Origin of the sequence: Bacillus salacetis (genome assembly GCF_003581585.1) — a bacterium.
GTDB classification, from domain to species: domain Bacteria; phylum Bacillota; class Bacilli; order Bacillales; family Bacillaceae_B; genus Rossellomorea; species Rossellomorea salacetis.
Map to the genome: position 1 here is coordinate 1 of NZ_QXIR01000022.1, position 26475 is coordinate 26475.

At 46.9% G+C, this 26475-nt stretch carries 24 protein-coding genes; 19 read left to right on the forward strand and 5 right to left on the reverse strand.

Annotation, left to right across the window (positions count from 1 at the left end; translation table 11 throughout):
- Positions 1-1242 (forward strand): MFS transporter (locus D3H55_RS15175; protein WP_338067950.1); only part of this gene is annotated, 1242 nt, incomplete at its 5' end.
- 45 nt (positions 1243-1287) lie between these two features.
- On the opposite strand, the gene D3H55_RS15180 is transcribed toward D3H55_RS15175, so the two are convergent.
- Positions 1288-1872 (reverse strand): hypothetical protein, encoded by a 585-nt coding sequence (locus tag D3H55_RS15180; protein WP_119548159.1) that lies wholly within the window; start codon positions 1870-1872, stop codon positions 1288-1290.
- Between the two features lie 242 nt (positions 1873-2114).
- Here D3H55_RS15180 and D3H55_RS15185 point away from each other — a divergent pair, with 242 nt between their 5' ends.
- From D3H55_RS15185 to D3H55_RS25000, 4 genes are all read left to right on the forward strand, one after another.
- Positions 2115-2621, forward strand: coding sequence for a GNAT family N-acetyltransferase (locus tag D3H55_RS15185; RefSeq protein WP_119548161.1), 507 nt, complete (start codon positions 2115-2117; stop codon positions 2619-2621).
- Between the two features lie 15 nt (positions 2622-2636).
- Positions 2637-2822, forward strand: coding sequence for a DUF6440 family protein (locus tag D3H55_RS15190; protein ID WP_119548163.1), 186 nt, complete (start codon positions 2637-2639; stop codon positions 2820-2822).
- 201 nt (positions 2823-3023) lie between these two features.
- Positions 3024-4421, forward strand: coding sequence for a hypothetical protein (locus tag D3H55_RS15195; protein WP_119548164.1), 1398 nt, complete (start codon positions 3024-3026; stop codon positions 4419-4421).
- An 84-nt stretch (positions 4422-4505) separates the two neighbouring features.
- Positions 4506-5066 (forward strand): zinc-ribbon domain-containing protein, encoded by a 561-nt coding sequence (locus tag D3H55_RS25000; protein WP_240628598.1) that lies wholly within the window; start codon positions 4506-4508, stop codon positions 5064-5066.
- A 30-nt stretch (positions 5067-5096) separates the two neighbouring features.
- Here D3H55_RS25000 and D3H55_RS15205 read toward each other — a convergent pair whose 3' ends face one another.
- Positions 5097-5570 carry a hypothetical protein gene (locus D3H55_RS15205; protein ID WP_119548166.1) on the reverse strand — a complete coding sequence of 158 codons (474 nt, stop codon included), beginning with the start codon at positions 5568-5570 and terminating at the stop codon, positions 5097-5099.
- An 887-nt stretch (positions 5571-6457) separates the two neighbouring features.
- Here D3H55_RS15205 and cypC point away from each other — a divergent pair.
- From cypC to D3H55_RS15220, 3 genes are all read left to right on the forward strand, one after another.
- A complete protein-coding gene (gene cypC / locus D3H55_RS15210; protein ID WP_119548168.1) occupies positions 6458-7714 on the forward strand; it encodes a CYP152 family fatty-acid peroxygenase CypC in 1257 nt (418 codons plus the stop codon).
- A 114-nt stretch (positions 7715-7828) separates the two neighbouring features.
- Positions 7829-8281 (forward strand): GNAT family N-acetyltransferase, encoded by a 453-nt coding sequence (locus D3H55_RS15215; protein WP_119548170.1) that lies wholly within the window; start codon positions 7829-7831, stop codon positions 8279-8281.
- A 191-nt stretch (positions 8282-8472) separates the two neighbouring features.
- A complete protein-coding gene (locus tag D3H55_RS15220; protein ID WP_119548172.1) occupies positions 8473-10185 on the forward strand; it encodes an NAD-dependent malic enzyme in 1713 nt (570 codons plus the stop codon).
- Between the two features lie 981 nt (positions 10186-11166).
- On the opposite strand, the gene D3H55_RS15225 is transcribed toward D3H55_RS15220, so the two are convergent.
- Positions 11167-11721, reverse strand: a complete 555-nt coding sequence (locus D3H55_RS15225) for a TetR/AcrR family transcriptional regulator (protein WP_338067951.1) — start codon at positions 11719-11721, stop codon at positions 11167-11169.
- 177 nt (positions 11722-11898) lie between these two features.
- On the opposite strand from D3H55_RS15225, the gene D3H55_RS15230 reads away from it, so the two are divergent.
- From D3H55_RS15230 to D3H55_RS15245, 4 genes are all read left to right on the forward strand, one after another.
- On the forward strand, positions 11899-13956 hold the full coding sequence (locus D3H55_RS15230; protein WP_205685495.1) for an efflux RND transporter permease subunit: 2058 nt from the start codon (positions 11899-11901) through the stop codon (positions 13954-13956).
- A gap of 2 nt (positions 13957-13958) precedes the next feature.
- Positions 13959-15749: a YhgE/Pip domain-containing protein gene (locus D3H55_RS15235; protein ID WP_338067952.1), complete on the forward strand. Its 1791-nt coding sequence runs from the start codon at positions 13959-13961 to the stop codon at positions 15747-15749.
- 740 nt (positions 15750-16489) lie between these two features.
- The gene (locus tag D3H55_RS15240) at positions 16490-17341 is read left to right on the forward strand and encodes a DegV family protein (protein WP_119548180.1); all 852 of its coding nucleotides are present in this window, start codon (positions 16490-16492) and stop codon (positions 17339-17341) included.
- A gap of 24 nt (positions 17342-17365) precedes the next feature.
- Positions 17366-18457: a flavin monoamine oxidase family protein gene (locus D3H55_RS15245; protein WP_119548182.1), complete on the forward strand. Its 1092-nt coding sequence runs from the start codon at positions 17366-17368 to the stop codon at positions 18455-18457.
- Between the two features lie 156 nt (positions 18458-18613).
- On the opposite strand, the gene D3H55_RS15250 is transcribed toward D3H55_RS15245, so the two are convergent.
- Together D3H55_RS15250 and D3H55_RS15255 are read right to left on the reverse strand one after the other, a co-directional pair.
- Positions 18614-19603 carry an ABC transporter permease subunit gene (locus D3H55_RS15250; RefSeq protein WP_240628599.1) on the reverse strand — a complete coding sequence of 330 codons (990 nt, stop codon included), beginning with the start codon at positions 19601-19603 and terminating at the stop codon, positions 18614-18616.
- Positions 19604-19638: 35 nt separating this feature from the next.
- The gene (locus D3H55_RS15255) at positions 19639-20508 is read right to left on the reverse strand and encodes an ABC transporter permease subunit (protein WP_240628600.1); all 870 of its coding nucleotides are present in this window, start codon (positions 20506-20508) and stop codon (positions 19639-19641) included.
- A 316-nt stretch (positions 20509-20824) separates the two neighbouring features.
- Between D3H55_RS15255 and D3H55_RS15260 the strand changes: the two genes are divergently transcribed.
- From D3H55_RS15260 to D3H55_RS15290, 7 genes are all read left to right on the forward strand, one after another.
- Positions 20825-21520: a Crp/Fnr family transcriptional regulator gene (locus tag D3H55_RS15260; protein ID WP_119548184.1), complete on the forward strand. Its 696-nt coding sequence runs from the start codon at positions 20825-20827 to the stop codon at positions 21518-21520.
- Between the two features lie 14 nt (positions 21521-21534).
- Positions 21535-21966: a DMT family transporter gene (locus D3H55_RS15265; protein WP_240628601.1), complete on the forward strand. Its 432-nt coding sequence runs from the start codon at positions 21535-21537 to the stop codon at positions 21964-21966.
- Positions 21966-22136 carry a hypothetical protein gene (locus D3H55_RS24390; RefSeq protein ID WP_168413120.1) on the forward strand — a complete coding sequence of 57 codons (171 nt, stop codon included), beginning with the start codon at positions 21966-21968 and terminating at the stop codon, positions 22134-22136. Before D3H55_RS15265 ends, D3H55_RS24390 begins: the two co-directional genes overlap by 1 nt.
- Before the next feature lie 136 nt (positions 22137-22272).
- A complete protein-coding gene (locus D3H55_RS15270; protein WP_119548185.1) occupies positions 22273-23232 on the forward strand; it encodes a nuclease-related domain-containing protein in 960 nt (319 codons plus the stop codon).
- Positions 23233-23528: 296 nt separating this feature from the next.
- The gene (locus D3H55_RS15280) at positions 23529-24728 is read left to right on the forward strand and encodes a sensor histidine kinase (protein ID WP_119548187.1); all 1200 of its coding nucleotides are present in this window, start codon (positions 23529-23531) and stop codon (positions 24726-24728) included.
- Complete coding sequence (locus D3H55_RS15285; protein ID WP_119548188.1) at positions 24729-25385, forward strand: response regulator; 657 nt, start codon at positions 24729-24731, stop codon at positions 25383-25385. It begins immediately after the preceding gene.
- A 144-nt stretch (positions 25386-25529) separates the two neighbouring features.
- Positions 25530-26465 (forward strand): ABC transporter ATP-binding protein, encoded by a 936-nt coding sequence (locus D3H55_RS15290; protein ID WP_119548189.1) that lies wholly within the window; start codon positions 25530-25532, stop codon positions 26463-26465.
- Positions 26466-26475 lie beyond the last annotated feature (10 nt).

The window sequence follows — 26475 nt, forward strand, 5'->3', positions numbered from 1 at the left end:
ATCTCCCTGTGGTTTTTTACTTTTATGTTTAAGAAGGGACGTATTTCAATGGCTTTAAGACAGAATAATATTTACTTGCTTTATTTTTATATATTTTTTGCGCAGTTATTTTTTGACCGGGCGTTGTGGGTCATCTATCTGGGCGACAAGGGGCTTACCTTCGGCGAAATCGGCATTTTGGAAGCTTTTCTTCACTTGGCGATCGTGCTTTTCGAGGTGCCGACCGGCATGGTGGCAGATTTGTATGGAAGAAAGGTCAGCCTGGTGATCGGAAATGTCTTCAGTCTCCTTTATGGGTTGTTTATGCTGATCAGCGGCACATTCTCCATGTTTACTTTGGCATTTTTATCGATGGGGCTCCTGGTCACCTTCCATTCGGGAGCCGAGCAGGCATTTGCTTATGACACGTTGAAGAATCAAAATCGTGAGAAAGATTATACGAGGGTCATCGGCAGCATGACGGCCCTCAGTTTGTTGTCGTTGAGCCTTGCCAAATTTCTTGGCGGCTTCATGGCCGATATCAGCTGGGAATGGGTATATGGTTCAACGATTATCACCCATGTCCTTGCGATCATTCCGCTCCTATTCATGAAGGAACCGGACCGGGAAAAGCCCGAAGAGGTAACGGGGCGCTGGTATCACCAATGGGTTCACCAATTCAAGCTGGGGATTGATGTCTGGAGGCGGAATTCGGTCATTCACCAGCCTGTCGTCCTGTTTATTTTAGCGAGTGCGGTCATGGTGATCATTGTGTTCTACGGGCAGGAATACTTCATTCAGCTGGGATACTCTCCTGTGGTGGTCGGAGCGGTATTTACAATCGAGGGGCTCCTGGGAGTGGCAATGGCGAAGATTGCATACAGGGTGGAAAGACGATTCAAGTTTTTCAATATCTTATACTATGGATTGGGCATGTTTCTTCTATTCTTTGTCCTTTTCATCTTTGCCAGTGACTGGGCGATTCTGTTATCGTTTCTTTTCCTGGCACAGCTGCTGAGCCTGTTTGAACCGATCTTCAGCTCGTTTGTTCAGCAATTTTTAAAAAGCACTATCAGGTCCACTTTCCTTTCGCTTATCGGGTTGTTGGAAAGCTTCGTCATCATGATCAGCTTTCCGTTATTCGGATTTGCGATAGAGCGGATCGGTTTCACCAAGGGCTTTACGGGCCTGTTGATTATTTTCTTTATTCTCGCTGCGGGGTATCTGGTGAGTCAGAGGGTGAAGCTGCACCGGAAATCATAAATGCACAAAAAAGCTGAAGTTCCCATAGGAGCTTCAGCTTTTTTGTTACTCAAGCCAGCCTGATCCGGGCGGAAATCCGATATAACTGGATGCCTCGGCCCCGATCATGGTCTTGCCTTCGTATTCATAGCGGTTAAGGTTCTTGGCGATGACGATCTCTTCGCCTCGTTCACCGTATATTTCTTTCAGTTCATCAGTTTGTATCTCCGGCCTGAATTCAACTGACAGGTTGTAAATCTGTTCCACATCCCGCTCTACCGGCAGGACGATATTTTTGGAATTGGCTTCAACGGTCCCTTCATAAACCGGGGTCTCGACAGGCTGGACACTCTCGTCAGCGATCCCTCTTAAGGATGCGTCCTTTGGATACTCCCGTAATATGATGTTCAAAATCGTTCCCTTCGGCAATGCCGTTTCCAGCTTCAGGGTGATTTGCTTCTCTTTATATACAACATCCCCATTCAGAAACACACTTACCGGTTCTTTTTTAATCTTGTCATTCGGAGTGCTGGTCTGCCCATCAGCCTGAGCCATTGGCCGCGGGGAAGATACCCCGTTTAAATCCATCTCTATACGGCATCCACTTAAAAGCAGCAAAAGAACCATCATCAGACCTGCTTTTTTCACCATGAATCGAAACCCCCTTTATGTATGATTGTGGTGAAAAAAAGTCCATGAATTTCTTGTTACTATATCTTTTCTACTATATACAGGTATATTCCTGCATCGTTTATACAATGTAAAAAATCATACCGGATTACTATTTTCCTTGAGTCCTGCAGCGGGTTTCGGAATAATGAGAATATAAGTTAGGGGTTAAGCAATTGATTTTACCGCGATTGTTCCCACAAAAAAACACAGGGGGGATCTTATTGATACGTCTGGCAAATGAAACCGACGCAGAAGCGATCCTGGAGATTAAAAAAGGAATCATTCTATCAGAAGAAACAACAAAATTCTTTATCTCTTCTCCAGACGAACTGGAGGACGACAGTGAAAATGAAAGGGAAAAGATACGGACGAGCCGCGAAAAGGGGAACCTTTATGCGGTTTATGAAGCGGACGGTGAGGTTGTCGGGTTTATGGTCTTTTTCCGCTATGATATGAGCCGCTTACATCATGCGGGGGCAATGGGCATGGGAATCAAGGAAGGGTACACCAATCAAGGGGCCGGCACCCGGCTTATTGAATATCTGCTGGACTGGGCTGAACAGCAGGATGGCCTTGAGAAGATCTGCCTGGGCGTCGTGTCTGGCAACCAGAGAGCCCTTAACCTGTACACTCGCATGGGTTTTGTGGAAGAAGGCAGGCAGAAGAACCAGGTTAAATATGAAGACGGTACATATGCGGATGACGTATTGATGGCTTATTACATATAAAAAGGAGATGAGAGCATGTTTGGTAAAAATGAAGATAAAAAGGAAAAGAGATTTGAAGAGATTCATGTCGAGGGTACGGTGTCAGGAAATAAAATCATTGTAGACACCGAGACGGGGGTCCATTATCTGTACAGCTGGAGTGGGTACTCCGGAGGGCTCACCCCGTTATTGGATAAGGATGGCAAGCCGGTGGTTAAATAAAGTAAAGGAAAACTCGCCTGTGGCAGGTTTTTTTGATGTGAAAAAATCTGGGAAATAGCATGTTATAATGGGTGGAAATAAGGAGAAAATGGTTTCAAAAGGAGAAAAGTCTACATAAACTATCAATTTTATTGGAGGAAGACAGTCTGGAATTACTGGACATGTCTCTCCGTAACTTTATAGATTGTGAGGGGGATTTAGATGAATGCGCCTGGCCAGAACAAGAATAAGACCGGCAAGCCGACGGTTGAAAGTGTTTTAAGCACACTTTCAAAAGAACAGTTGATTCAAATAATCTCAGATATAGCTGATAAAGATGAGAGGGTGGAGAACAAGCTGCTGCGGACCTATGGAGCAGCAGACAGCGGAGAGGCACTGAAATTATGCAGACAAGAGATGCGGTCCATCGTAAGAAGATACAAAGGAAGAGAAAGATTTATCCATGCCAGGGAGGCTGGGGGCTTCGCGATGGAAATGGGGGACATTTTACAAACAGCAAGAAGTACAAAGGATCCAGTGACAGGAGTCGATATTGCCCTCATGATAATGGATGAAGCCATCAACGCATTTCAATATGCTGATGATTCGAATGGAGACCTGGGCTCTCTCATTTCGCAATCACAGTTTATGCTCGAAGAAATCTGTTCCAATCTTGATAAGGCCTCGGACCATAGGAGAAAAATTTCTGCAAAGCTTCTCAAGCATACGGATAAAAAGATTTTTGAAGACTGGGAAGATTTCAGGATTGACCTGCTGAATAGTTGTTTTCTGTTTGCGGATGATGAGGATTATAGAGGTCAGTTAAGGGATAAAATTGAAACTTTCTTAAGTGAGAAGCCGAATGGTTTTTCTTCAGAATACAATAATGAAAGGCTGCTTCAATTGTTATACAGACTGCTGGATGAGTACGGGACCGCTGATGAAGGCTTGCAGTTCATCCTGAAGCACATGCACCTTCCCTCTTTTAAAGAGCAATTGCTGGAGATATATTTTCAGGAAGGAAGTTACCAGAAGGCGATTGACCTGTGCCTTGAGGGTGAAAAGAAGGATCAGCAATACCCCGGGCTGGTGTCACGATGGAAGAAGTACCGTTATCAAGCCTATAAGTCACTCTCTATGAAAGAAGAACAGAAACGACTGGGAAGAGAACTTCTGTTTAACGGAGAATTCAGCTGCTACTATGACTTGAAAGAACTGGCTGCCAAAAATTATGAGCAATTCTACTCAGAACTGAAACAAGAATTGCAGGAAGCCAGAGGAGCATACGCTGAACAGGTCTTTCTTAAACTGGTAGAAGAAGAGAATGATATGGAGGCTTTGCTGGAATTCGTCAGGAATAAACCAAGATATTATATTGAACAATATGCCGGGAAGCTGGAAAAAGAGTATAAAGAAGATGTCCTGCAGATCTATAAGCAGTATTTATTTGACCAAGCAAATGAGGCATCAAACCGCCGGGTGTATAAGGAAGTATGCCGCAAAATAAATCGCTACAAAAAGATTGCCGGCAAAGAAAAACAGATGGAGGTCATTGACGCGTTGGAGGAGTTAAATAAGAATAAGCCTGCGTTTTTGGATGAGTTGAAGAAGATTAAGTGAGTACGCGTGAAGGATCGGTGGTGATGGCCCCAGGGACAGGCAGTGATGCTGTCCCCCTGGATTCATCATTAGTTCATACAACGGATGATTGACCATGACTTCCTCAATATCGAGTATTTTGGAAAGCTGCCGATGATTGTCTATACAGAGAGGGGCTGGCTGATAGAATCCGACCAATATGCCAACGAATTGATCAATGAATGGAGGGACTGGTTATCAGAGGGAAAAGAAACTCCTGAGATGGCCTATTTAAAGGACCGAAACCGGCAGATGATTCTCTTGATGCTGGAAAAGATCAAGGAATCTGGTAACCAAGCGTTTATTCCCTATCTAAAACTATGGGAAGAGATCGAATATCAAAAAGTCAGGACCGAAATCCGGGAAACCATTGGTATACTTGAACTTCAGAATCCGGTTGACAACCAGGCAGCCCTGCAAAGACAGGATAAGATAAAAGAAGCATTAAAGGGTTCACCGGCAAGTGATTATTTAGTAAAATGCTTTGAATGCGGGAAGCGGTTCACGTTTACTGTGGAAGAACAGAAGTTTTTTAAACAAGAGGGTTTAAGCTGCCGAAAAGATGCAAGAAATGCTGGAATAAGGGTCGTTTTTGGTAAGCCCAAAAGGCAATTGAAGAGCCAATAACCTAAGAGTTTAGCAAAGGGGAAAAAGCATTTATTGATTTTTGATCATTCGTTTAAACTCTTTCAATTCGCTTTCGTGTTTGATTGAACGGGCTGACAGTGTATCGATTACGTTTTGCTGTCCCTTGATTGTTTCTCTGATTCCATCCGTCTTTTCATCGATGTGTTTCTCTATCTGCTCAAAGTAGGGTCCGAGTCCATGGATAAGGTTATCCTTCAACTGGTTTTGTCCGATTTTTAATTCTTTCACGTCTTTTTCTAATCCTTCCATTCGCTGGTCCATTCGGTCAAACCGCTGATCCATTTTTTCGAATCGCTGGTCCATTCGGTCAAGCCGCTGATCCATTTTTTCGAATCGCTGGTCCATTCGGTCAAACCGCTGATCCATTTTTTCGAATCGCTGGTCCATTCGGTCAAACCGCTGATCTATTTTTTCGAATCGCTGGTCAACTTGGTCAAAACGGTTATTCATCTGCTCCATGAATTTTTTTAATAGTTCTTCCATTATCATCATACCTCCTTTCTTTTTTAAAATTATATCATGATTGGCAGTCGTTTTGTTAGAGTAACTGACTTCCGGGATATGGAAAAATAGATGGAGGGTTTCAAGGACATCAACAAGGAAACTGGGGCCAGAAAGTGTCTTGAAAGAGGGTTTCAAGGACATGAACAGGAGAAAATGCAGGGGAAAATGTCTTGAAAGAGGATTTCAAGTACATCAACAAGAGAAACTGGGGCCGAAAGTGTCTTGAAAAAGGGTTTCAAGGACATGAACAGGAGAAAATGCAGCAGAAAGTGTCTTGAAAGAGGGTTTCAAGGACATGAACAGGAGAAAATGCAGGGGAAAATGTCTTGAAAAAGGGTTTCAAGGACATGAACAGGAGAAAATGCAGGGGAAAATGTCTTGAAAGAGGATTTCAAGTACATCAACAAGAGAAACTGGGGCCGAAAGTGTCTTGAAAAAGGGTTTCAAGGACATGAACAAGAGAAACTGAAGCAGAAAGTGTCTTGAAAAAGGATTTCAAGGACATCAACACAAGAAACTGAAGCAGAAAGTGTCTTGAAGCAGCGTTTCAAATACATCAACCTGAAAAAACAACCCCCGAAATGCCTTGAACCCCCCATCTCAACAATCACCTAAGTCCCTGGTCCACACCGCCGGGGCTTTTTCTTGTATCGAAGGCACAAATAAGGGAAATCTACCAAAAATGGGACATGGAACCTGTCCCCTCGTCCCCGTCCTTGAATTGAAGGCCAGAATGCGGGGATTCTAAGAAAAAATGGGACACGGAACCTGTCCCTCCGTCCCGCCTCCGTCCCGGCCGGGGTTTTCCTCTCTCCAAATAGTGGTAAAGGGAAGTGGATTCTGTTTCGAATGAAGGAGGAAGAAGAATGTCAGAACATAGGCAGATGCCGGAAGAGAAAGGGATTATTGAAAATGTCCGCCTTCTTAAGGAAGGGTATTTATACATCATGAACCGGAGCGAGAAGTACGATTCGCCGATATTTGAAACGAGCCTTTTGGGTGAGGATGCCATCTGTTTGACCGGGAAGGAAGCGGCTGAACTTTTTTATGATAATGACCGGTTCAAACGGGAAAATGCAGCGCCTAAGCTTGCTCAGAAAACCCTGTTCGGAGTGGGCGGTGTCCAGGGGCTTGACGGCGGGGAGCACCGGAACCGGAAAGCGATGTTCATGTCGATGATGTCGGACGAGGCACTGGGTGAAATTCAGGAAATCTTTGCCCGGAAATGGGATGAATATAGCAAACGGTGGGAGCTGGAGGATGAGATCATCTTCTATGATGAAGTGAAGAAGATGCTTGCGGAAACGGCCTTCGAATGGACGGGGGTGCCGCTGGAGAAAGACCATTTGGATGAGTGGACGGATGAGCTTAGCGATATGTTTGAGGGTGCGGCGAGTTTCAGCCTGAAGCATTGGCAATCAAGAAGGTCGAGGTCCAAAGCGGAAGAGCGGCTGGTGGATTTGGTGGAAAGGGTGCGGAACAAAGATGTTCAACTTGATGAACAGCGGGCGCTTTACCAATTTTCGTTTCACAAGGATACAGAAGGGAAGCTTCTTGAGCCCCGCATCGTTGCAGTGGAACTTCTGAATCTGCTGCGTCCGATCACAGCGATTTCCGTCTATGCGGATTTCACCGCCCTTGCCGTCCATGATTATCCGGAGGAAGCGGAAAAAGTGAGGAATGGCGGAAAGGACGAACAGCAGCGCTTCATTCAGGAAGTGCGCCGCTACTATCCGTTTTTCCCATTCACGGCAGCCCGTGTTAAACAGGATTTCGAGTGGAAAGGGTACCTGTTTAAAGAAGACACCCTGACACTTCTGGACCTGTACGGCACCAACCATCATCCGGAGCTGTGGACGCAGCCGGATACCTTTAATCCTGACCGGTTCGAATCATGGTCCGGCAGCCCGTTTGATTTTATCCCTCAAGGCGGGGGAGAGTACGATATCGGACACCGTTGTGCGGGAGAATGGATAACCCTCGATCTTCTCGGGGTGACCGTCGATTATTTGGTGAATCAATTGACCTACACGGTTCCTGAACAGGACTTGAGCTTCAGCATGAACGATATTCCCAGCCTTCCGGAGAGTAAGATGAAAATCCGTGATATAAAAAGAAAATAACCAGAAGGGGACCGCCGGAAAAGATTGGCGGTTTTTTTATGGAATCAGTGGAGAAAGGGGCCTGTCCTTCCGCCATTTCCATGTTAAAATAGGAACCTGGGATGAGGGATGTAAATGAATCAAGACAAATATAAGGTAATCACCTATACTCCGGATTATGCGGATGAGACCGTCAGAATGTGGAGGGAAAGCAAGGAAAGAGCGCTTGGCCGGAAAGAGCTGCACAGCTTTGAAAGCCATGTCTACTTTCTGAATCATATCCTGCCGGAAACACATGAGGTCGAGCTGGTCCTGGCAGGTGGAAAAGTGGCCGGGATGATGGCATTCAATGAGTCGGAAATCAGCCAGCTTTATATTCACGTGGATTATCAGGGTGCCGGGATAGGCGGCCTGCTGCTTCAAAGAGCAAAGGAAAGATCCAGCGGGAGCCTGACACTTTACACGTTTGAGATTAATGAAAACGCACAGCGGTTTTATGAAAAATTTGGATTTAAGGTGATCGGACGCGGAAATGACAATGAAGAAAACCTGCCGGACATCTTATATGAGTGGACTTCAGAAGGGTGAAATCCCGATGTGATTTTTTAAATTACATAATTTCTTAAAGGTCCGTATTTTACTGAGCTGAAAACCAGGCAGGCTGTCCAGGGCTTGCTTTTATCTGGTGAAACTTTGGGTATATGAATGGTAGAATCGGATGAATTAGAAGATATTAATAAGAATACTAAAAAGTTTTAACATAGAAAGAAGGATATTTCATGAATGCTCCAGAGAATTTGATCATCACAACGTTAAAGGGAAAAGATGTCCTTGCCAATCCTTTCTTGAATAAAGGGACGGCTTTTACAAAAGAGGAAAGGGAAGATCTTGGGCTCGACGGACTGCTGCCGCCGCAGGTCCTCACGCTTGATGAACAGGCCAAGAGGGTCTATGAGCAGTATTCGATGAGGACGACGGACCTGTTTAAAAATGGAGTGCTTTATGATTTATACAACCGGAATGTGGTTCTTTTCTACAAACTCCTGAAAGAACACTTGGCGGAAATGCTGCCGATCATCTATACACCAACGGTAGGTGAAGCGATCCAATCGTATTCACACAGCTACCGCCGACCTGGTGGTTTGTATCTTTCCATCGATGACCCGGAAGGCATTGAAAAGGCATTTCGTAATCTTGGCCACTCCAAAAATGATATCGATTTAATTGTCGTGACGGACTCCGAAAGCATCCTCGGGATTGGTGACCAGGGTGTTGGCGGAATCAATATCGCCATCGGGAAGCTTGCGGTTTATACGGCAGCAGCCGGAATTGATCCAAGCCGTGTCCTGCCGGTTGTCCTTGATACGGGGACGAACAATCAGGAGCTGGTCGCGGATCCGATCTATATCGGAAACAAGTTCGCCCGTGTCCGCGGGGACCGGTATGATGATTTCATTGATTTGTTCATTGAAACGGCGAGACGATTTTACCCTGAAGTCCTTCTTCACTGGGAGGATCTTGGCAATGTGAACGCAAGGATGATCATGGAGAAGTACGGTGACAAGATCCTTACGTTCAATGATGATATCCAGGGTACAGGTGCGGTCACCCTTGCTGCGGTCATGTCTGCGTTGAAGGTGACGGGCGAAACCATGAAGGACCAGCGCATAGTGGTCTTCGGGCCGGGAGCTGCCGGAATCGGAAATGCCGATCAGATTGCCGACGCGATGGTGCTTGAAGGAATGACAAGGGAAGAAGCGAACGACCGCTTTTGGGCGATCGACTACCGCGGCCTCCTGACAGATGAAGCGGAGGATGTACTGAAATTCCAGAAGCCGTATGTCAGGGCATCAGATGAAGTCCAAGACTGGGACCGTGATGAAGATGGAATCATCTCCTTGATGGAAGTCATCAAAAAAGTGAAGCCGACCATCCTCATCGGTACATCGGGACAGGCAGGAGCGTTCACGGAGGAAATCGTAAAAGAAATGGCGAAACACGTTGAGCGCCCGATCATCATGCCGATGTCCAATCCGACGGCCCTTGCCGAAGCAGTGCCGGCAAACCTGATCAACTGGACGGACGGAAAGGCATTGATCGCGACGGGAAGCCCGTTTGCAGACATTGAATACAATGGGATTTCCTATGAAATCGGCCAGTCCAATAATGCCTTCGTATTCCCAGGACTCGGCCTTGGAGCGATCGTTTCCAAAGCGGAAGTCATCTCAAAAGGCATGTTCGCGGCAGCAGCCAATGCGGTCGCTGACATGTGCGACAGCACGACACCGGGAGCATCCCTGCTGCCATCCATTGAAAAACTGCATCCGGTTTCCATCACGGTAGCTGTTGCAGTCGCAAAGGCGGCCATCGAAGAAGGTGTCGCCAGAGCGGACATCACCAACGTCGAAAAAGCCGTAGTCGATGCTGTTTGGCAGCCTGAGTACAAAACCATCAAGAACATCGGAAACTGGGCAAGCTTTCAGCAGGATTGATGGGTTTGGGGGGATTTGCGGACATGATCAAGCAGAATTCCGTTCGAAAGTGTCTTGAGAGCGGGTTTCAAGGTCATGTTCGAGCGGAATCCCGTCCAAAAGTGTCTTGAGAGCGGTTTTCAAGGACATGATCGAGCGGAATCCCGTCCGAAAGTGTCTTGAGAGCGAGTTTCAAGGACATGATCGAGCGGAATTTCGTCTAAAAGTGTCTTGAGAGCGGGCTTCAAGGACATGTTCGAGCAGAATTCCGTCTGAAAGTGTCTTGAGAGCGAGTTTCAAGGACATGATCGAGCGGAATTTCGTCTAAAAGTGTCTTGGGAGCGGGTTTCAAGGACATGTTCGAGCAGAATCCCGTTCGAAAGTGTCTTGAGAGCGGGTTTTCAAGGACATGATTGAGCAGAATTCCGTCTGAAAGTGTCTTGAGAGCGGGTTTCAAGGACATGATCGAGCAGAATTCCGTCTAAAAGTGTCTTGGGAGTGGGTTTCAAGGACATGATCGATCGGAATTCCGTCCAAAAGTGTCTTGAGAGCGGGTTTCAAGGACATGTCCGAGCGGAATTCCGCCCGAAAGTGTCTTGGGAGCGGTTTTCAAGGACATGATCGAGCGGAATTCCCTCCAAAAGTGTCTTGAGAGCGGTTTTCAAGGACATGATTGAGCAGAATCTGGTCCAAAAGTGTCTTGGGAGCAGGTTTCAAGGACATGATCGAGCAGAATTCCGTCCGAAAGTGTCTTGAGAGTGGATTTCAAGGACATGTTGGAGCAGAATTCCGTCTAAAAGTGTCTTGAGGGGTGTTTTCAGAGACCTTATCTAGAGTAACCGCACCCTAAAATGCCTGCAAGCTATGTTTCAAGGGAATGAATCAAAAGAAACAAACCAAAACAGGCCTGAGTAAGCTCCAACTCCTCTTTATTAAACGAAACCTAAACCAAAGTCCCTGGCTGCATGACTGCCAGGGACTTTTTTATAAAGCTGGCCGCATCTATCGCATATTCGACAGTCCTTTATTAATAAAATTATTAAGGATTTCCGCCATTTCCTTGGGGGTCTTGTTCTGGCCGTTTTCGAGCCAGTTCTTTGTCACATAGATGCTGCCGCTGACGATGAAGAGGTTGATGTATTCATAGGTTTCCTCGTCCATTTTCATATCGGTGATCCAGTCTTTGAAGATATACTGGCGGGTGATCATCATGCCCTTTTTTTGAAAGTGGATATCGGTATTTTCGCTCAGGAGGGTCTCGCAGACTTCACTGTTTTCGGCAATGAACTCAAAGAATTTTTCCGTCATCTGAAGGGAACCGTCTTCTTTGGCCATGTTGTACTGAGTGAGCGTTCCGACAAGGTCCTCGATGAATTCTTCTTCTATTGAATTGAGCAGCTCGTATTGATTCGCAAAATGAGCATAGTAGGTGGAGCGGTTGATGTCCGCTTTTTCACAGATTTCCTTGATGGTGATGCTGGAAATGGATTTTTCCTGCAGAAGTTCCATCAAGCTCTTCTTTAAAACCATCCTCGTGTATTGCTTTCTTCGATCCATTTTTGAACTCATATTTCATGATCCTTTCTTTCACAATCTATTCACAAAGTTAACCAACATATTTTTTAAAAATGTTGTGTAATGTACATAATATACGCAACTGTTTGTTGAATATCCAACACGGTGTTTAATATAATGATATAGTGTAAATCGGAAAGTGACAAGAGAGGATGAAAAATCATTAATATAGCATCGCGGATCATCAAACATAAAAAAGCTGTTCTGATTGCCTTCGTCCTTATTACGGTGCTCTCGACAGCTGCGCAGTTCTTTGTACAGGTCAATTACAACATGGTTGATTACTTACCGGAAGATGCCCAGTCGACACAGGCGATGGACATCATGGAAGAGGAGTTCACCGGTGATGTGCCGGATACCCGGGTCATGGTCACCGATGTCACCATACAGGAAGCCCTCGATTATAAAAAACAATTAGAAGACATTGACGGGGTTTCAAGTGTGATGTGGCTTGACGATATGGTCGATTTGAAGAAGCCGCTCGAAATTGCGGATGAAGAGACGGTGGAAAATTATTATAAAGAAGGCAATGCTCTTTTCTCAATCAGTGTCCGGAGCGGCGAGGAAGTAAAAGCCACCGATGCGGTTTATGAACTGATCGGAGAGGAAGGGGCAATTGCAGGAGAAGCGATCAACACAGCCAGCTCTCAGAAGATGGCTGGCTCGGAATCCATGTTCGCTGCCATGTTATTGGTGCCGATCATCATCCTGATCCTGGTTGTTTCCACGACATCATGGGTGGAGCCGCTGTTTTTCCTGACAGCGATCGGGGTGTCGGTCCTGATCAACTTGGGAACGAACATTTTTATCGGGGAAGTTTCGTTCGTCACCCAGTCTGTCGCGCCTATTTTACAGCTGGCGGTTTCGCTGGATTATGCAGTGTTCCTGCTTCATAGTTTCTCAGATTACAGGAAAACCACGAGCAGTCCGGAAGAAGCGATGGAACTGGCGATGAAGAAGTCCTTCCCGGCGATTATGGCAAGTGCCGCGACGACATTCTTCGGATTCATGGCGCTGACATTCATGAAGTTTGAAATCGGGTCGGATCTTGGCTTGAACCTTGTAAAAGGGATCATTCTGAGCTTCATCAGTGTCATGGTATTCCTGCCCGCGTTGACGCTTGTTCTTTATAAATGGATGGATAAAACCAAGCATAAGAACTTTGTGCCGAGCTTCAAGGGTATCGGAAATAAAGTGATGAAGCTGAAGTTTCCGAGCTTGATCCTTGTCATTGCGATCATTGTCCCTGCATTCCTGGCACAGACCAATACGTCGTTCATCTATGGAACAGGCACGCAGCCTGAAGATACACGTGTGGGAAGTGACGCGAAGCTCGTCAATGAAGCGTTTGGCGAAACGACTTCGATTGTGCTGCTGGTCCCTAAAGGGGATGCGGCGAAAGAGTCGGAGCTCGTCGAGGAAATCGAAGGAATGGATTATGTCACAGGCGTCATGGCTTACGCAAATCAGGTCGGTGCTGAAATCCCGCCTGAATACCTGGATGAATCGGTGACAGAGCAGTTTTACTCTGAAAACTATAGCCGGATCATCATCAATACAAACCAGGGAACTGAAGGGGATATTCCTTTCAGCATTGTTGAAAATGTAGAAGGTGCCGCACAGGATTATTATGGAGATGAGGCGCTCGCATTGGGTGAAAGTGTGACCCTCTATGATATTAAAAATACAGTCAATAAAGATAATGTTGTCGTAAATGTGTTGACGGTCGTGACGATCGCGCTTGTCCTGCTGTTCAGCTTCAAGTCGATTTCGATCCCGGTCGTGCTGCTGGTCACAATCCAGACAGCGGTCTGGATCAACTTATCGATCCCGTACTTTACGGACACATCATTAGTGTTTGTCGGATACTTGATCGTCAGCACGGTGCAGCTGGCGGCGACGGTGGATTACGCGATTCTTTTCACTGAGGAATACAATCATAACCGGAAAGAGATGCCGGCTCGGGAAGCGATTGTGAAGACCCTGGATGAAAAGACGTTCTCGATTTCGATTTCGGCCGCGATTCTATCCAGTGTCGGCTTCATCCTATGGATCACTTCCTCCAACCCGATTGTCGGATCGATCGGCCTGTTGATGGGAAGGGGCGCGCTGCTTGCCTTCATCATGGTGCTGTTCGCGCTGCCGGCCATGCTGGTCGTATTCGATAAATTGATAAAAAAGACAACCTACAAATCAAATTTTTATGAGGAGAAATGATGATGAGAAAAAAACAATTATGTTACTCTGCTCTCGCTGCGATGGTCTTCTTGCCCTCATTTCTTAGCCAGCCTGCGCATGCGGCGACGGAAGGCAATGTCGCTTCAAAAGATGAAGTGATCTATGCCACGTTGAACGCCAGCGGGAATCTGGATAATATCTATGTCGTGAATACACTTGAGGTCGACAAGGCCGGGGAAATCCTGGATTACGGAAAATACAGCAGCGTCAAGAATCTCACTGATTTAGCGGAAATCGATCAGGAGGGGCAGAAGATTGAAGTCCAAGCCCCGGAAGGAAAATTTTATTATCAGGGAAACATGGATGAAAAAACGGAACTGCCCTGGAATGTGAACGTTACGTATCTGCTTGATGGTAAAAAAGTGAAGCCGGAGGAACTGGCAGGAAAGACCGGCCACCTTGAAATCTCGGTTGAAATAGCGGAGAACGAAGAGGGAGATGGAGTCTTCTATGAAAACTATCTTCTTCAGGTGTCCCTGGCAATGCCAAACACCTACCAGGGCATTGAAGCACCTGGCGGAATGGTGGCCAATGCCGGGAAGAACAAGCAAATCACGTTTACCGTGATGCCTGGGGAAGAGAAAACACTCAAGGCAGAGGCAAATGTCAGAGACTTCGAATTCAACGGAGTCGAAATTGCCGCGGTCCCATCGACGCTCCCGATCGATCCAACTGGAACCGGAAGCATGGCAGGAGACATGTCGGAGCTGTCCAATGCCATCAAGGAATTGAATGATGGTGTAGGCGAACTGGAAACCGGCGTGTCGGAATTGAATGACGGTACAGCCGGCCTGCAGGAGGGTTCGGCACAATATAAAAATGGGATGAATGAGTTGAGCGGATCTTCCGCAGGGCTTGTGAATGGTTCGGCTTCAATCCGCGACGCGCTTGCGCAGATCAACCAATCTCTTTCAGGGAAGTCAGCGCAGGTGGACCTTTCAAGCCTGAATGAACTGCCTGCCGGGCTGAAGCAGTTAGCTGGCGGCTTGAACGAGGTTGCAAACGGGCTAACGGCTTTGCAGGAAAACTATTCGCAAGCCTATGGAGCGCTGGATGGAGCGATCAATGAAATTCCAGCGGGGCAGGTTTCTGAGGAAGAGTTTGCAAGTTTGGCTGAGAGCGGAGCGGATCCGGCAGTCGTCGATAAACTGAAAGCCTCTTATTCAGCTTCTCAAAAGGTGAAAGCGACATATGCGCAGGTACGGGAAGCTTTTGCAGCGGTTGAACCGACACTGACTGAGCTCAGCAGCTCGGTAAATACGATGAGCGGCCAGCTGACAACCACGGCTGACAGTCTATCTGCTTCTCTCGACAAAACAGATATGAGCGGCTTGGTAGAGTTGCAAAAAGGCATCGCCTCGCTGTCCGCCAAGTACGGCGAGTTCCATTCCGGCCTGGTCAGCTATACAGATGGAGTCGGAAAATTGGCGTCATCCTACAGCGAACTGCATTCTGGAATTGTGGAGCTGAATGGCGGCACGAGTGAATTAGAGAACGGGGTCGGCGAACTCCACGACGGCACCGCCCAATTATATAAAGAAACGAGCGACCTGCCGGGGCAGATGCAGGAAGAGATCGATAAGATGATTTCCGAATACGACAAATCGGACTTCGAACCGGTATCCTTTGTCTCTTCTGAAAATGAAAATGTTTCTTCTGTCCAGTTTGTCATCAAGACGGAAAGCATTGAAGTCGAAGAGCAGGTAACCAAGAAAGCCGAGCCTGAGAAAGAGAAAGGGTTCTGGGAGCTGTTCATGGATTTGTTTAAATAAGAAGATAGAAGCAGGACGAGGCGGAAGACGCCTCGTCCTGTTTTTGTTTGGTTTGGTTTGTTGGATGGTGGTTCGGTTGGGGGATGTGGCTGGATTAGGGCATCATTTGGGGGAGTGGGTGGAAATGATGCCGGAAAAGTGGTGGGATTAGGACATCATTTTGGGGAGGGGGTTCCGATGATGCCGGAAAAGCGGCTGGATAAGGGCATCATTTGGTTGAGGGAGTTCCGATGATGCCGGAAAAGTGGTGGGATTAGGGCATCATTTTGGGGAGGGAGTTCCGATGATGCCGGAAAAGTGGTGGGATTAGGGCATCATTTTGGGGAGGGAGTTCCGATGATGCCGGAAAAGTGGTGGGATTAGGACATCATTTGGCTGAGGGAGTTAAGATGATGCCGGAAAAGTGGTGGGATTAGGGCATCATTGGGTGAGGGGGTGGAGATGATGCCGGAAAAGCGGCTGGATAAGGGCATCATTTGGTGAGGGGAGTTCCGATGATGCCGGAAAGCGAACCATTAATAGAAGTTTCACGAAGGGGACTGTCCCCGGATACGTTAAAGCGTTAATGCGTCAGCGTAACAGGGGACTGTCCCCATATGTATTAACGCGTTAATACAGTAACGTGCTCATAATTGCATACATGGTTCTGTTTTCTCCTGTATAGTGAGAGTAGGACAATTAGACAAACAAGGACAAGAGCAGCAATCGTCGCTCAGTGAAATCTTGAAGGAGGAAGGGATATGAGAAGGATTATTTTATCGACCGAAAGCGGAGCGGATTTACCAGTTGATTTAGCCGAGAAGTACAACATTCAAGTGGTACCGATGCACATTATTATGGAAGGAAAAGATTATTTAGACGGTTCTTTGCCTGTCCAGGAGATCTATGACTATTACGGGCGCACGAAAAAAATACCCTCTACAACCTCGACAAACGCCCACGAATATCAAGAATTATTTTCAAACATCAAGAAAGAAAATCCGGATAGCACCATTGTTCATATTGGATATACCTCAAAAGCGTCCTCTTCTTTTCAAAACGCAGTCATTGCAGCAGAAGAATTTGAAGACATCCATCTCATCGACGCCCTCAATGTTACAGGCGGTTTAGCTGCAGTTGTTATTTATGCCGCCGAACTTCTGGAAGAAGAGCCGGATATAGAGCCGGTCCGTTTAGTGGAAAAAATCGAAGCCATCGTACCGAAATCAAGACTGGCCTTCATCCCTGGCAGCTTGGAGTTTCTAAGAGCGGGAGGCCGTGTAAGCAATATGGCGTCACTTATAGGAACATTGATGAAGATAAAACCATGCATAGAGTTAAAGGACGGAAAGCTTGTTTCGACAAAGAAATATCGGGGAAAAATGAGCGGAGCAGCTGAAAAACTCTTCAGGGATTATCTCAATGAATTCAACATTGATAGAAAGCAGTTATATTTTATCTATTCAATCGGGCTTGATGAAGGGGTCAAGCAGAAGATGGACGAGCTTGCTAAGAAGGATGGATTCAAGAATGTCCGCTGGATCCAAGCAGGCGGCATGATATCGACTCATTCCGGTGCCGGGGGCTTCGGAGTGGCTGGATTGGAAAAATAGTTTGCAAAGATTGGAGTTATATATATGAAGGATCCCATTATCATAATCGGAGCCGGCGTGAGCGGCCTTCATACGGCATCCCTTCTGATTTCAAAGGGAATCGAATGCAGGGTTCTCGAGGCGCGGGACCGTACCGGGGGAAGAGTCCTCAGCACGGAGGTCAAGGACAGGCCGGAAATTGGCCGCTTCGACTTGGGGCCGACCTGGTTTTGGCCTGAACACGAACCAGTCATCTCCACTATTGTCAGGGAGTTAGGGTTGGAAACAATCGAACAGCATACACAGGGAGCGGTTCTTCTTGAGCAGTCCAAGCAGGGGCCAGCTCAGAGGCACTTGCTGCCCGAAGGAGCTATTGTGAGATCTGTTCGACTGGCCGGTGGTATTCAGTCTCTTACTGAAGCAATATTGGCGACTCTTCCCGAGGACTTAATTCAATTGGACACGCGGGTAAAAGCCGTTTCGATGGATGATGATGGTGTGCTCACGGTCAAAGCTGAACACTCGAATGGTGAGAAGGAAATAATACGTGCGGGAGCTATCATCTTTGCGCTGCCTCCACGGATTGCTGCGGAGCAAATTGACTTCGCACCTGTACTTCCAGAGGAGCTATTGGCAAGTTTGAAAAACAAGCCGACATGGATGGCCGGTCAAGCCAAGGTTCTGGCAGTTTATGAGCGTCCTTTTTGGCGCGAAGAAGGGCTTTCCGGCCAGGTGATGAGCTGGACAGGGCCTCTGCAGGAAATTCATGATGCTTCCCCTGAAAATGGATATGGGGCGCTCTTTGGTTTCTTTGGAATGCCTGCTAAAGAACGCCAAGCCCTCGGGGAGGATAAGGTTCGCGCGTTGGCAGTTAGTCAGTTAGAGCGCCTTTTTGGTCCTTCTGCAGCAGAACCGATCTCCCTGCTATACAAGGATTGGTCAATCGATGCAGAAACAGCGGTTGAAAGTGATCTTCAGCCGCTGACCAGCTTTCCAGCCTATGACGAGCCTGTAAATACAGGTATCTGGGGCAAGAAAATCATCTTTGCAGGGACCGAAACCTCGCCTGAATTTGGCGGCCATCTGGAAGGTGCGCTTCGATCGGCGGAGCGTGCTGTAGATGAAATTTTAAGATGAAATAACGCGCTGGGGGACAGTCCCCCAGCGCGTTAATGCGTTAGCACGTTAATAGAAGTGGGGACAGTCCCCAGGTGCAATAAAGCGTTACCACGTCAGCGTAACAGGGGACAGTCCCCACATGCGTTAAAGCGTTAATGTGACGCAGAATCCTTTTTACGATATCTTTTCTCCCCTAGCAAATTCGAACAGGTTCTCATCAGAGGTAACCCCTATTTCCTTCTCCTTGACAGGCTGTTGAGGTGCATGGTTTTTTTCAAGTTCCTTCGTTAAACCCACTAACATGGACTTTCCTGCCAAAATAGTCAGTGTAAAGAAAACGACGGGAATGAAGGCGATCCAAGGATAAGTCGTCCACAGGAATTCCCACCACGAACCAAGTGAACCTGACCATTCGTGGGATAACGAAACAAAATTTGGGTTGTTGAATACATCCTGCGCTAACTTGTTGCCGCCGATGAAGATTCCGAGCACCCCCAAATGAGAGATCAGCAGCATGGAGGCGATGAACTCCCTGATTAAGACAAGGTAAATCTGCGGAACGATAAACGGGCGGATATGATTCCTGATGAAGTGAAACTTCTGGGCACCCAGCACTCTCGAACTTTGAATGAACTCTTTTTTCATGACGGTCTCTATTTCATTGGCAAACAATAGCGAAACGGATGGAATCGAGATGGCCACCAGAATCACTATGTAAATGACGACTTTGTCCTGAAAGGAATACGGAAAATTATCCGGGTTCATAAGCGGGCCATCAAACATCACCCAGTTCATCAGCAGAAACGCCAAAAGGGTCGTCGGAAAATAGTTGGAAGCATCCACGATTGAAGCCAGCACCCGCTTGATTTTATTCAAATAAAAATGGATCCCCAGGCCGATCAGCACAGATGGAATGACCCTCATGAAGGCAATGATCATGGCGGCACCGATTGTGTATTTGGCCCCAGCCAGCATCAAATAGAAGACGTTGTGCCCGAAGTTATCAGTCCCCAGCGGAGGGAATTCAATCGGCGAATAGGGAGGGCTCATATACTCCCCGCTTTCGTCTTTCAGCAGTCCGACTTCCGGTATCTGATCGCCCGTGATCCAATAATAAACAAGACTTCCGCCGAACATGCCGAACAAGAAGAGAAACCCGATCATAAAATATGGATTTTTAATTAGCCTGAAAAACAGCATCAGATCACCATCCTTTGACCGGTGGTCAGGTGGATGATGATATTACTGATCATCAGCAGGATGAAAATCGGAAGGTAAAACAGGATCAAGCTGAAGCATATGACATCGACCTGCGGAAAGGCAAAAATGAAGTGTGTGATTCCGTAAATGTTAAACAGCCGCTCAAAGACAATCAGATTGGATAGCAAGATAAGGATGAACGCTTTCATATGGTTCATCAGGCTCGGCATGATGTTCCGGATAATATGAGTTCGGAAAATATACATTTTTTTGAACCCTTTGCTGACCGCAAGATCCACATAAGGCTTCGTCAGTTCATCTTCAACCAGCAGCAGGCACATCCTGAAGATGAAAATGGACGGCAGGATGCTGAGAGCGAAAATCGGCAGGAAGTACACAGGGTCATTGCCTCCAGCCACAGGCGCCAGAAGGATGCCCGTCCTTTTGAAAAAGACAATCACGGAAAATTGAATGATGATGATGATCAATAAATCCGGCAGGGACTCCAGGAAATTGAGGATCTTAAGCATGATGCGGGAGGCTTTTTGCGGCAGCCGGATGGTAATAAAGGTTAAAACGAAAGCAATAAGGGTAGCAAGCAGGATGGAAGAGATAAAGATAATGATGGAATAAAAATAATAACTCCAGAATGTCGGAAACATAGGGTATGTATTGTTGCTTTCGTTGGTGATGGTAATGTCACCCGGTGATCCCAATGACTGGATGATCAGCCAGATATTCTGTACATATTCTGTAACACTAAGCCGGATGCCCCCGGTGAACAACCCGATAAGACTGCTGATCATCATGATTCCCGCAGAAACCAGGAGAAACTTCGCAGCCATACCGGCCAAGCTTCTATACAACAAGGCAATCACTCCTTTGCAAACTATTAAATTTTGACAATTCTAATATTTACCATAAGTATACCAGAGAAGCAGGAAGCTGCGGGGGAAAAGTCCTATTTTTTTGGAACCGGTGCTTTAGCACACTAACGCAACCGGGGACAGTCCCCCGCCGCTTTAACGCGTCAGCGTAACAGGGGACTGTCCCTCATTGCGTTAATGCGTTAATAGACTGGGGGACTGTCCCCGAATTTTGCGTAATAGGGACATATGTCCTTTCTTTTCTTTGGTGAAACATTTTTAATGAGTGAAGGAGAATATTTCAAAGGGGTGTGAAGCTTTGGAGAGAATATATGATCATCAGCGGATTCGCGAGTATCTTGAACGGCATGGCTTATCAGCTTTATTTGATGCAGAACATGTGCCTCATTTTAAATTGTATCGGATGGAAAAAGGGGAAGTCCTCTGTTCAGAAGGAGAACGGCTGGAGGAACTGAAGATTTTAGTCAAAGGCCGTGTGAAGGTCACCAAGACATTGCCAAATGGAAGTTCGCTTCTGCTCAGGTTCAATGATGCATTGTCCATAATGGGCGAGGTGGAGCTGGTCACCAAAAAGCCTGCTGCCAATACGGTTACGGCGGCAGTGGAATGTTATGTAATCGGGATCAGCTTCAGCCTGCTTTATGAGAATTACTATGATAATCCCAGGTTTCTGCAGTACATCAATCAGTACCTTGGGCATCGCTTGTACACCTCTTCAAATGCTGCCATCCTGAATGCTCTGACCAGAGTGGAGAACCGGTTTGCGAGTTATCTGCTTGCGACACATCCTGATCAAGAGGGGACCAATTCAGAGGAGTTTCGAACGGAAAACCTGGTGGAAACAGCTGCGTTATTGGGGACAAGCTACCGCCACCTCAACAGGATCATCAATGAATTCGTGAGCAAGCAGCTTGTGGAGAAAAAGAATGGCCGGATCGTCATCACGGATTTAGAAAAACTTGAAGAGCTGGCAGACGGCATCAAGTACGAATAAGAGGGGGAGCACACATGATTCAAGGCATCATCTTTTCACTGCTTGCAGGGATCTTCATCACACTGCAGGGGATTTTTAACACTAACGTAAGTTCAAAAGTCGGCCTCTGGTATACGACGGCCATTGTCCACGGCATCGGTCTCATCGGTTCAATGCTGGTCCTCCTTTTCCTCAAGGACGGGAGCCTAAAGCAGATCACCGAGGTCAATAAACTGTATTTGATCGGCGGTTTATTCGGGGTGCTCATCGTGTACAGCACCATGAAGGGGATATCCACGGTCGGTCCAGCCGTTTCCATCTCGATCGTCTTGATCTCCCAGCTGGCCATCGCTTTGGTCATAAATACATTTGGGCTGCTGGGAGTAGAGGCGGTACCTCTGAGCTTCAGTAAAATAGCGGGACTGCTCTTGATGGTCGCAGGTGTAGTGATTTTTCAAATGAAGTAATGGGTTATAGAGGACCGAGTGTTGTCGGAAAATGTCGTTTGGTCGATAAGGTGGTGATTTCCGCCGAAAGAGGTCTTGGAAAGGCCGAAAATGGTGTTGTTATCGCCGAAAGAGATCGCAAAATCGCCGATAATGCTGCCATTTTCGCCGAAAGAGAGTTGTTTATATAAACGTCGGAAATCTCGCTTGACTACTAGGAAGATAGTTATCGGCCGATCAAGAATAATAGAAAAATAATTTTTGAAAATGAAGGATTTCCTCCCTCATTGGAGAATTTCTTAAGAAATCAAATGAAGGAGTGAAGCGATGATTGTTAAACCAAGAGAGAAGCCGCTGCATTTATTGAAACTGGAAGCTCTGGACGGCCGCCTTGCAGGAGACCACCCTATGAAGGAACTGGTAAATCAGCACCTGTCCAACAGAATGGCTGGATACAAAGGGGAGCAGAGCATTGATTATTTTCTCAGTTTTCTCGGGGAGAAAGAGTATCATATTTTCCACTCACTCAGGCTCTATGACGGAACTAACTTCTTTCAAATCGATACGCTGCTGGCTTCCTACAGGCACATTTTGATTCTGGAAGTCAAGCGGATTGCTGGCATATTGCAATTCGAACCGGAATTTAACCAGTTTATAAGAATCACTGAAGACAATAAGATGGAACCTTATGCAGATCCAATTGTACAGGCAGAAAGGCAGAAATTTCAGCTGATCAAATGGCTGAGAAAAAACAATACATTCGATATTCCAGTAGAAACACTTGTCGTCAGCACCTCCCCAAAAGCCGTTTTACAATCATTGTCTCATGATAAAACGGTCCAGGAAAAAGTCATTCACAAAGAAACCCTTCCTTTCAAAATAGCAGAGCTGGGAGCCCGGCACTCTGTCAATTTACTCAACGAACCCCAACTGCTGAAACTCTCCAGAAGCCTTCTACATTCACATACTCCCTTGAACACCGATATACTCAACCTCTATAAAATTTTAAAAAATGAAATACGCACTGGCGTCAGATGCCCGGACTGCAGCCATCTCCCAATGGTCAGAGAGAGGGGGAAGTGGAGGTGCAGTGCTTGTAAAAGGACAAACAAAACAGCTCACCTACAGGCATTAAAAGATTATTCACTTCTAATCGGTCCTCAAATCACAAACAAAGAGGCACGTGAATTTCTGCATATCCCTTCCCAGCCAGCCGCCAAAAGAATATTAAAAGAAGCTTGTGCCGATTGCAAAGGAGAAAAAAGAAGGAGAGTGTATCTAATATGAAAGTATTTTTCTCGGTCCTGAATTTGGTTTGTCCATTTTTGTAGTAGTTGTAGTAGTGTTGGAAAATGGCACTTGGTCGAAAGGTATGTGCTTTTCGCCGAAAGCGGTGCAGTTTTCGCCGAAAAGCACGCTTGAATCACCGAAAATGCACCAATTTCCGCCGAAATACACCCGGAAATCGCCGAAACAGTTGCATCCGGCCGGTCCGAAACCTCCAGCCAACCGATATCCCACCTTACCAAACTAAGAAAATACGCTTATAATGGGAATATCTTCTAACGTTTTGGGGTGAAGGCATGAAGCTGACATTATTGAGCAATCTGCGGCTGGTCATGTTTCTGTTGGTCAGTTATATCTATTATTCTTCTACAGACGTACATACGGCGAACCAGTTGATCTTCGTAATAGTGGCAGCGATCGGGTTCTGCCTTAATCATTTGCTGCTGGCCACGCACAAGGGGAATCAGCACTATCCGATCCCGCTCGCACTGGATTCGCTTTTGATACTTGGGTTCGTTTATTTTTATCCGGCTTCGGCCCTTTATTTGATTCTGTTCGGCGTGAATGCGGTGACCCTCTTTTTGATTGCCGAAGACAAGCGGGTCCTCAGGGCTTTTTCGATTTCCTTTTTCGTCATGTGGGGCGGCTGCATTTATTATATTTATCATACAACCGGCATGATCAGCAGCATGGAAAACGCAGTGAATTTCACCTTCATCATGTTTGCTGCGATTGTCGGCAGGCTGATTCATAAACTGTCCAATGCCCAGTCGAAAATTGAGTCGCAATACGGTGAACTGAACGAAACGCACACCGCTTTAAAAGATGCCCATCAGCAGCTGCACCACTACGCGAAGCAGGTGGAGGAATTGACTCTCGTCCGGGAACGGAACCGCATATCAGGCGAGATCCATGACACCGTCGGCCACAAGATGACCGCGCTGCTCGTCCAGCTTCAGGTGGCCAAGGAACTGCTGGAAACCCAGCCGGACAAAAGCAGGCAGACGATGCAGCTGTGTGAAGACCTGGCGAGGAATACCCTGCAGGAAATCCGCCTGTCGGTCAGGACATTGAAGGATCAAGATGAACCGCAATCCTTCGTTCCGACTGTGAGGAAGCTGCTGGAAGACTATCAGGTCATGACAGGGCTATCCTCGAGTTTTACCGTAAAGGGAGATACCACACGGATTTCGATTTCCATTCAATTGGACATGACCCGCATCATACAGGAAGCGGTCACCAATGCGGTCCGCCATGGGCAGGCGAAGGAATGCAGCGTGAACATCGAAGTATCAGATACGCTGGCCCAGCTGATCATCCAGGACGACGGGGCCGGATCGGCGAAAGTGAGCCCCGGTTTCGGGATGAAGAATATGAGGGACAGGGTTCATGAACATGGCGGGACCATTGTGTTCGAGAGTACATCTTCAGAAGGATTCCGGGTAAAGGCGGGCTTTCCGCTGAAAGAGATGAAATGGCAATTGGGGGGAGCATAGGTGGTAAAAATTTTAATCGTTGATGATCAGGAATTGATGAGGGACGGACTTGCGACCATTTTGAATCTGCGTCCGGAAATCGAAGTGGCCGGTGTAGCGTCGAATGGGCAGGACGCCTTTGAAAAAGCAGGGCAATTGCAGCCGGATATCGTTCTGATGGATATCCGCATGCCCGTTGCCAATGGAGTCGAAGGGACCAGGCGGATCACCTCAGCCTACCCGAATATCAAGGTGCTGATGCTGACAACCTTCAATGACAGTGAATTGATTTTTGAAGCGCTTGAAGAAGGGGCGAGCGGCTACCTGCTGAAGGATATGCCGACGGATGCAATCGTGCAGGCGATCATGACCGTGCAATCCGGCGGAATGGTGCTTCCAAAAGAATTGACGGCAGATATTGTCAGGGAGATGAGACGGAACCAGCCCGCAGAAGCAATCAACGAAGTCCCGGACAGCGTACAGGAGCTGACGGAAAGGGAAAGAGAAGTCCTTGCCAAACTCGGCCTGGGACTGAACAACAAAGAAATCGCGAAGGAATTGTTCATATCCGAAGGCACGGTGAAGAACCACGTGTCCAATCTTATCAGCAAACTCGAGCTGAGGGACAGGACCCAGGCCGCCATCTTTGCGGTCCGCTATAACATCACCACATTCTAATACATGACTTTCGGCATATGCCCGCTATGTAATACAGCTAACGCAGCTGTATTTTTTTTATGGAAAGTTCTATCGCTGGAGGGATTTGGAAAATCAAAACCCCCGCTATACTGAAACTAACGAATCCATAAAGGAAGTGGAAAAATGTTAGAGGTCAAAGAGCTGAAGAAAAGCTACGGTCAAAAAGAAGTCGTAAAAAATGTTTCGTTTTCGATAAAAAAAGGTGAGTCATTCGGACTGCTCGGTCCAAACGGTGCTGGTAAATCCACGACGATTTCCATGATCTGCGGACTTGTCCCATATGACCACGGGGAAGTGCTGGTGGCAGACCACTCGGTAAAACAAACACCGCGCATCATCAAGCAGAAGATCGGGGTGGTCCCGCAGGAAATTGCTCTCTATCCAACCATGTCAGCACAGGATAACCTGTTGTTCTGGGGAAAAATGTACGGACTTTCAGGTGTGCAGGCAAAAAAACGGGCTGAAGAAGTACTCAGCATCGTTGGCTTGAAAGACAGAGGAAAAGACCGCATCGAAACCTTTTCCGGAGGGATGAAGAGGCGAATCAATATCGGGGCCGCACTCATGCACGAGCCTGAGCTGCTGATCATGGATGAACCGACCGTCGGAATTGACCCGCAGTCGAGAAACCACATCCTTGAAACTGTCAAAGCCCTGAATGAAAAAGGCATGACCATCATCTACACGAGCCATTACATGGAGGAAGTGGAGTTCCTTTGCAGCCGGGTCGGTATCATCGATCACGGCGAGGTGATTGCCATCGGAACCAAATCCGAACTATGCAGCAGGCTGGCGGGAAGCAGTTTTATCGAGATGAAAGTGGGTTCCATTTCCGAAGAGGCATTGGAAAAATTAAAGCTGGCAGTCACGGATACAAAAATCACCTATCAAGAAGAATCAGGGCTCATCGAAATCTTCGCGCAAAATCCCCAGGAAGCTTTAAGCTCGGTAATCACCGCAGCCGTTAATGCCGGAGTCAAAATCGAATCAGTTCAGTTGAAAGAATCCAATTTGGAGACGCTCTTCCTGCAATTGACAGGGCGAACGTTACGGGACTAGGAGGAAACCC

What these genes read in the sequence shown, in the direction of transcription:
- D3H55_RS15225 (WP_338067951.1), bottom strand. Translation starts at nt 11,721, where the DNA reads ATGGATCGAAGAAAGCAATACACGAGGATGGTTTTAAAGAAGAGCTTG.
- D3H55_RS15235 (WP_338067952.1), top strand. Translation starts at nt 13,959, where the DNA reads ATGAGAAAAAAACAATTATGTTACTCTGCTCTCGCTGCGATGGTCTTC.
- D3H55_RS15270 (WP_119548185.1), top strand. Translation starts at nt 22,273, where the DNA reads ATGATTGTTAAACCAAGAGAGAAGCCGCTGCATTTATTGAAACTGGAA.
- cypC (WP_119548168.1), top strand. Translation starts at nt 6,458, where the DNA reads ATGTCAGAACATAGGCAGATGCCGGAAGAGAAAGGGATTATTGAAAAT.
- D3H55_RS15220 (WP_119548172.1), top strand. Translation starts at nt 8,473, where the DNA reads ATGAATGCTCCAGAGAATTTGATCATCACAACGTTAAAGGGAAAAGAT.
- D3H55_RS15265 (WP_240628601.1), top strand. Translation starts at nt 21,535, where the DNA reads ATGATTCAAGGCATCATCTTTTCACTGCTTGCAGGGATCTTCATCACA.
- D3H55_RS15195 (WP_119548164.1), top strand. Translation starts at nt 3,024, where the DNA reads ATGAATGCGCCTGGCCAGAACAAGAATAAGACCGGCAAGCCGACGGTT.
- D3H55_RS15245 (WP_119548182.1), top strand. Translation starts at nt 17,366, where the DNA reads ATGAAGGATCCCATTATCATAATCGGAGCCGGCGTGAGCGGCCTTCAT.
- D3H55_RS24390 (WP_168413120.1), top strand. Translation starts at nt 21,966, where the DNA reads ATGGGTTATAGAGGACCGAGTGTTGTCGGAAAATGTCGTTTGGTCGAT.
- D3H55_RS15290 (WP_119548189.1), top strand. Translation starts at nt 25,530, where the DNA reads ATGTTAGAGGTCAAAGAGCTGAAGAAAAGCTACGGTCAAAAAGAAGTC.
- D3H55_RS15180 (WP_119548159.1), bottom strand. Translation starts at nt 1,872, where the DNA reads ATGGTGAAAAAAGCAGGTCTGATGATGGTTCTTTTGCTGCTTTTAAGT.
- D3H55_RS25000 (WP_240628598.1), top strand. Translation starts at nt 4,506, where the DNA reads ATGATTGACCATGACTTCCTCAATATCGAGTATTTTGGAAAGCTGCCG.
- D3H55_RS15205 (WP_119548166.1), bottom strand. Translation starts at nt 5,570, where the DNA reads ATGGAAGAACTATTAAAAAAATTCATGGAGCAGATGAATAACCGTTTT.
- D3H55_RS15215 (WP_119548170.1), top strand. Translation starts at nt 7,829, where the DNA reads ATGAATCAAGACAAATATAAGGTAATCACCTATACTCCGGATTATGCG.
- D3H55_RS15280 (WP_119548187.1), top strand. Translation starts at nt 23,529, where the DNA reads ATGAAGCTGACATTATTGAGCAATCTGCGGCTGGTCATGTTTCTGTTG.
- D3H55_RS15190 (WP_119548163.1), top strand. Translation starts at nt 2,637, where the DNA reads ATGTTTGGTAAAAATGAAGATAAAAAGGAAAAGAGATTTGAAGAGATT.
- D3H55_RS15250 (WP_240628599.1), bottom strand. Translation starts at nt 19,603, where the DNA reads ATGATCGGGTTTCTCTTCTTGTTCGGCATGTTCGGCGGAAGTCTTGTT.
- D3H55_RS15240 (WP_119548180.1), top strand. Translation starts at nt 16,490, where the DNA reads ATGAGAAGGATTATTTTATCGACCGAAAGCGGAGCGGATTTACCAGTT.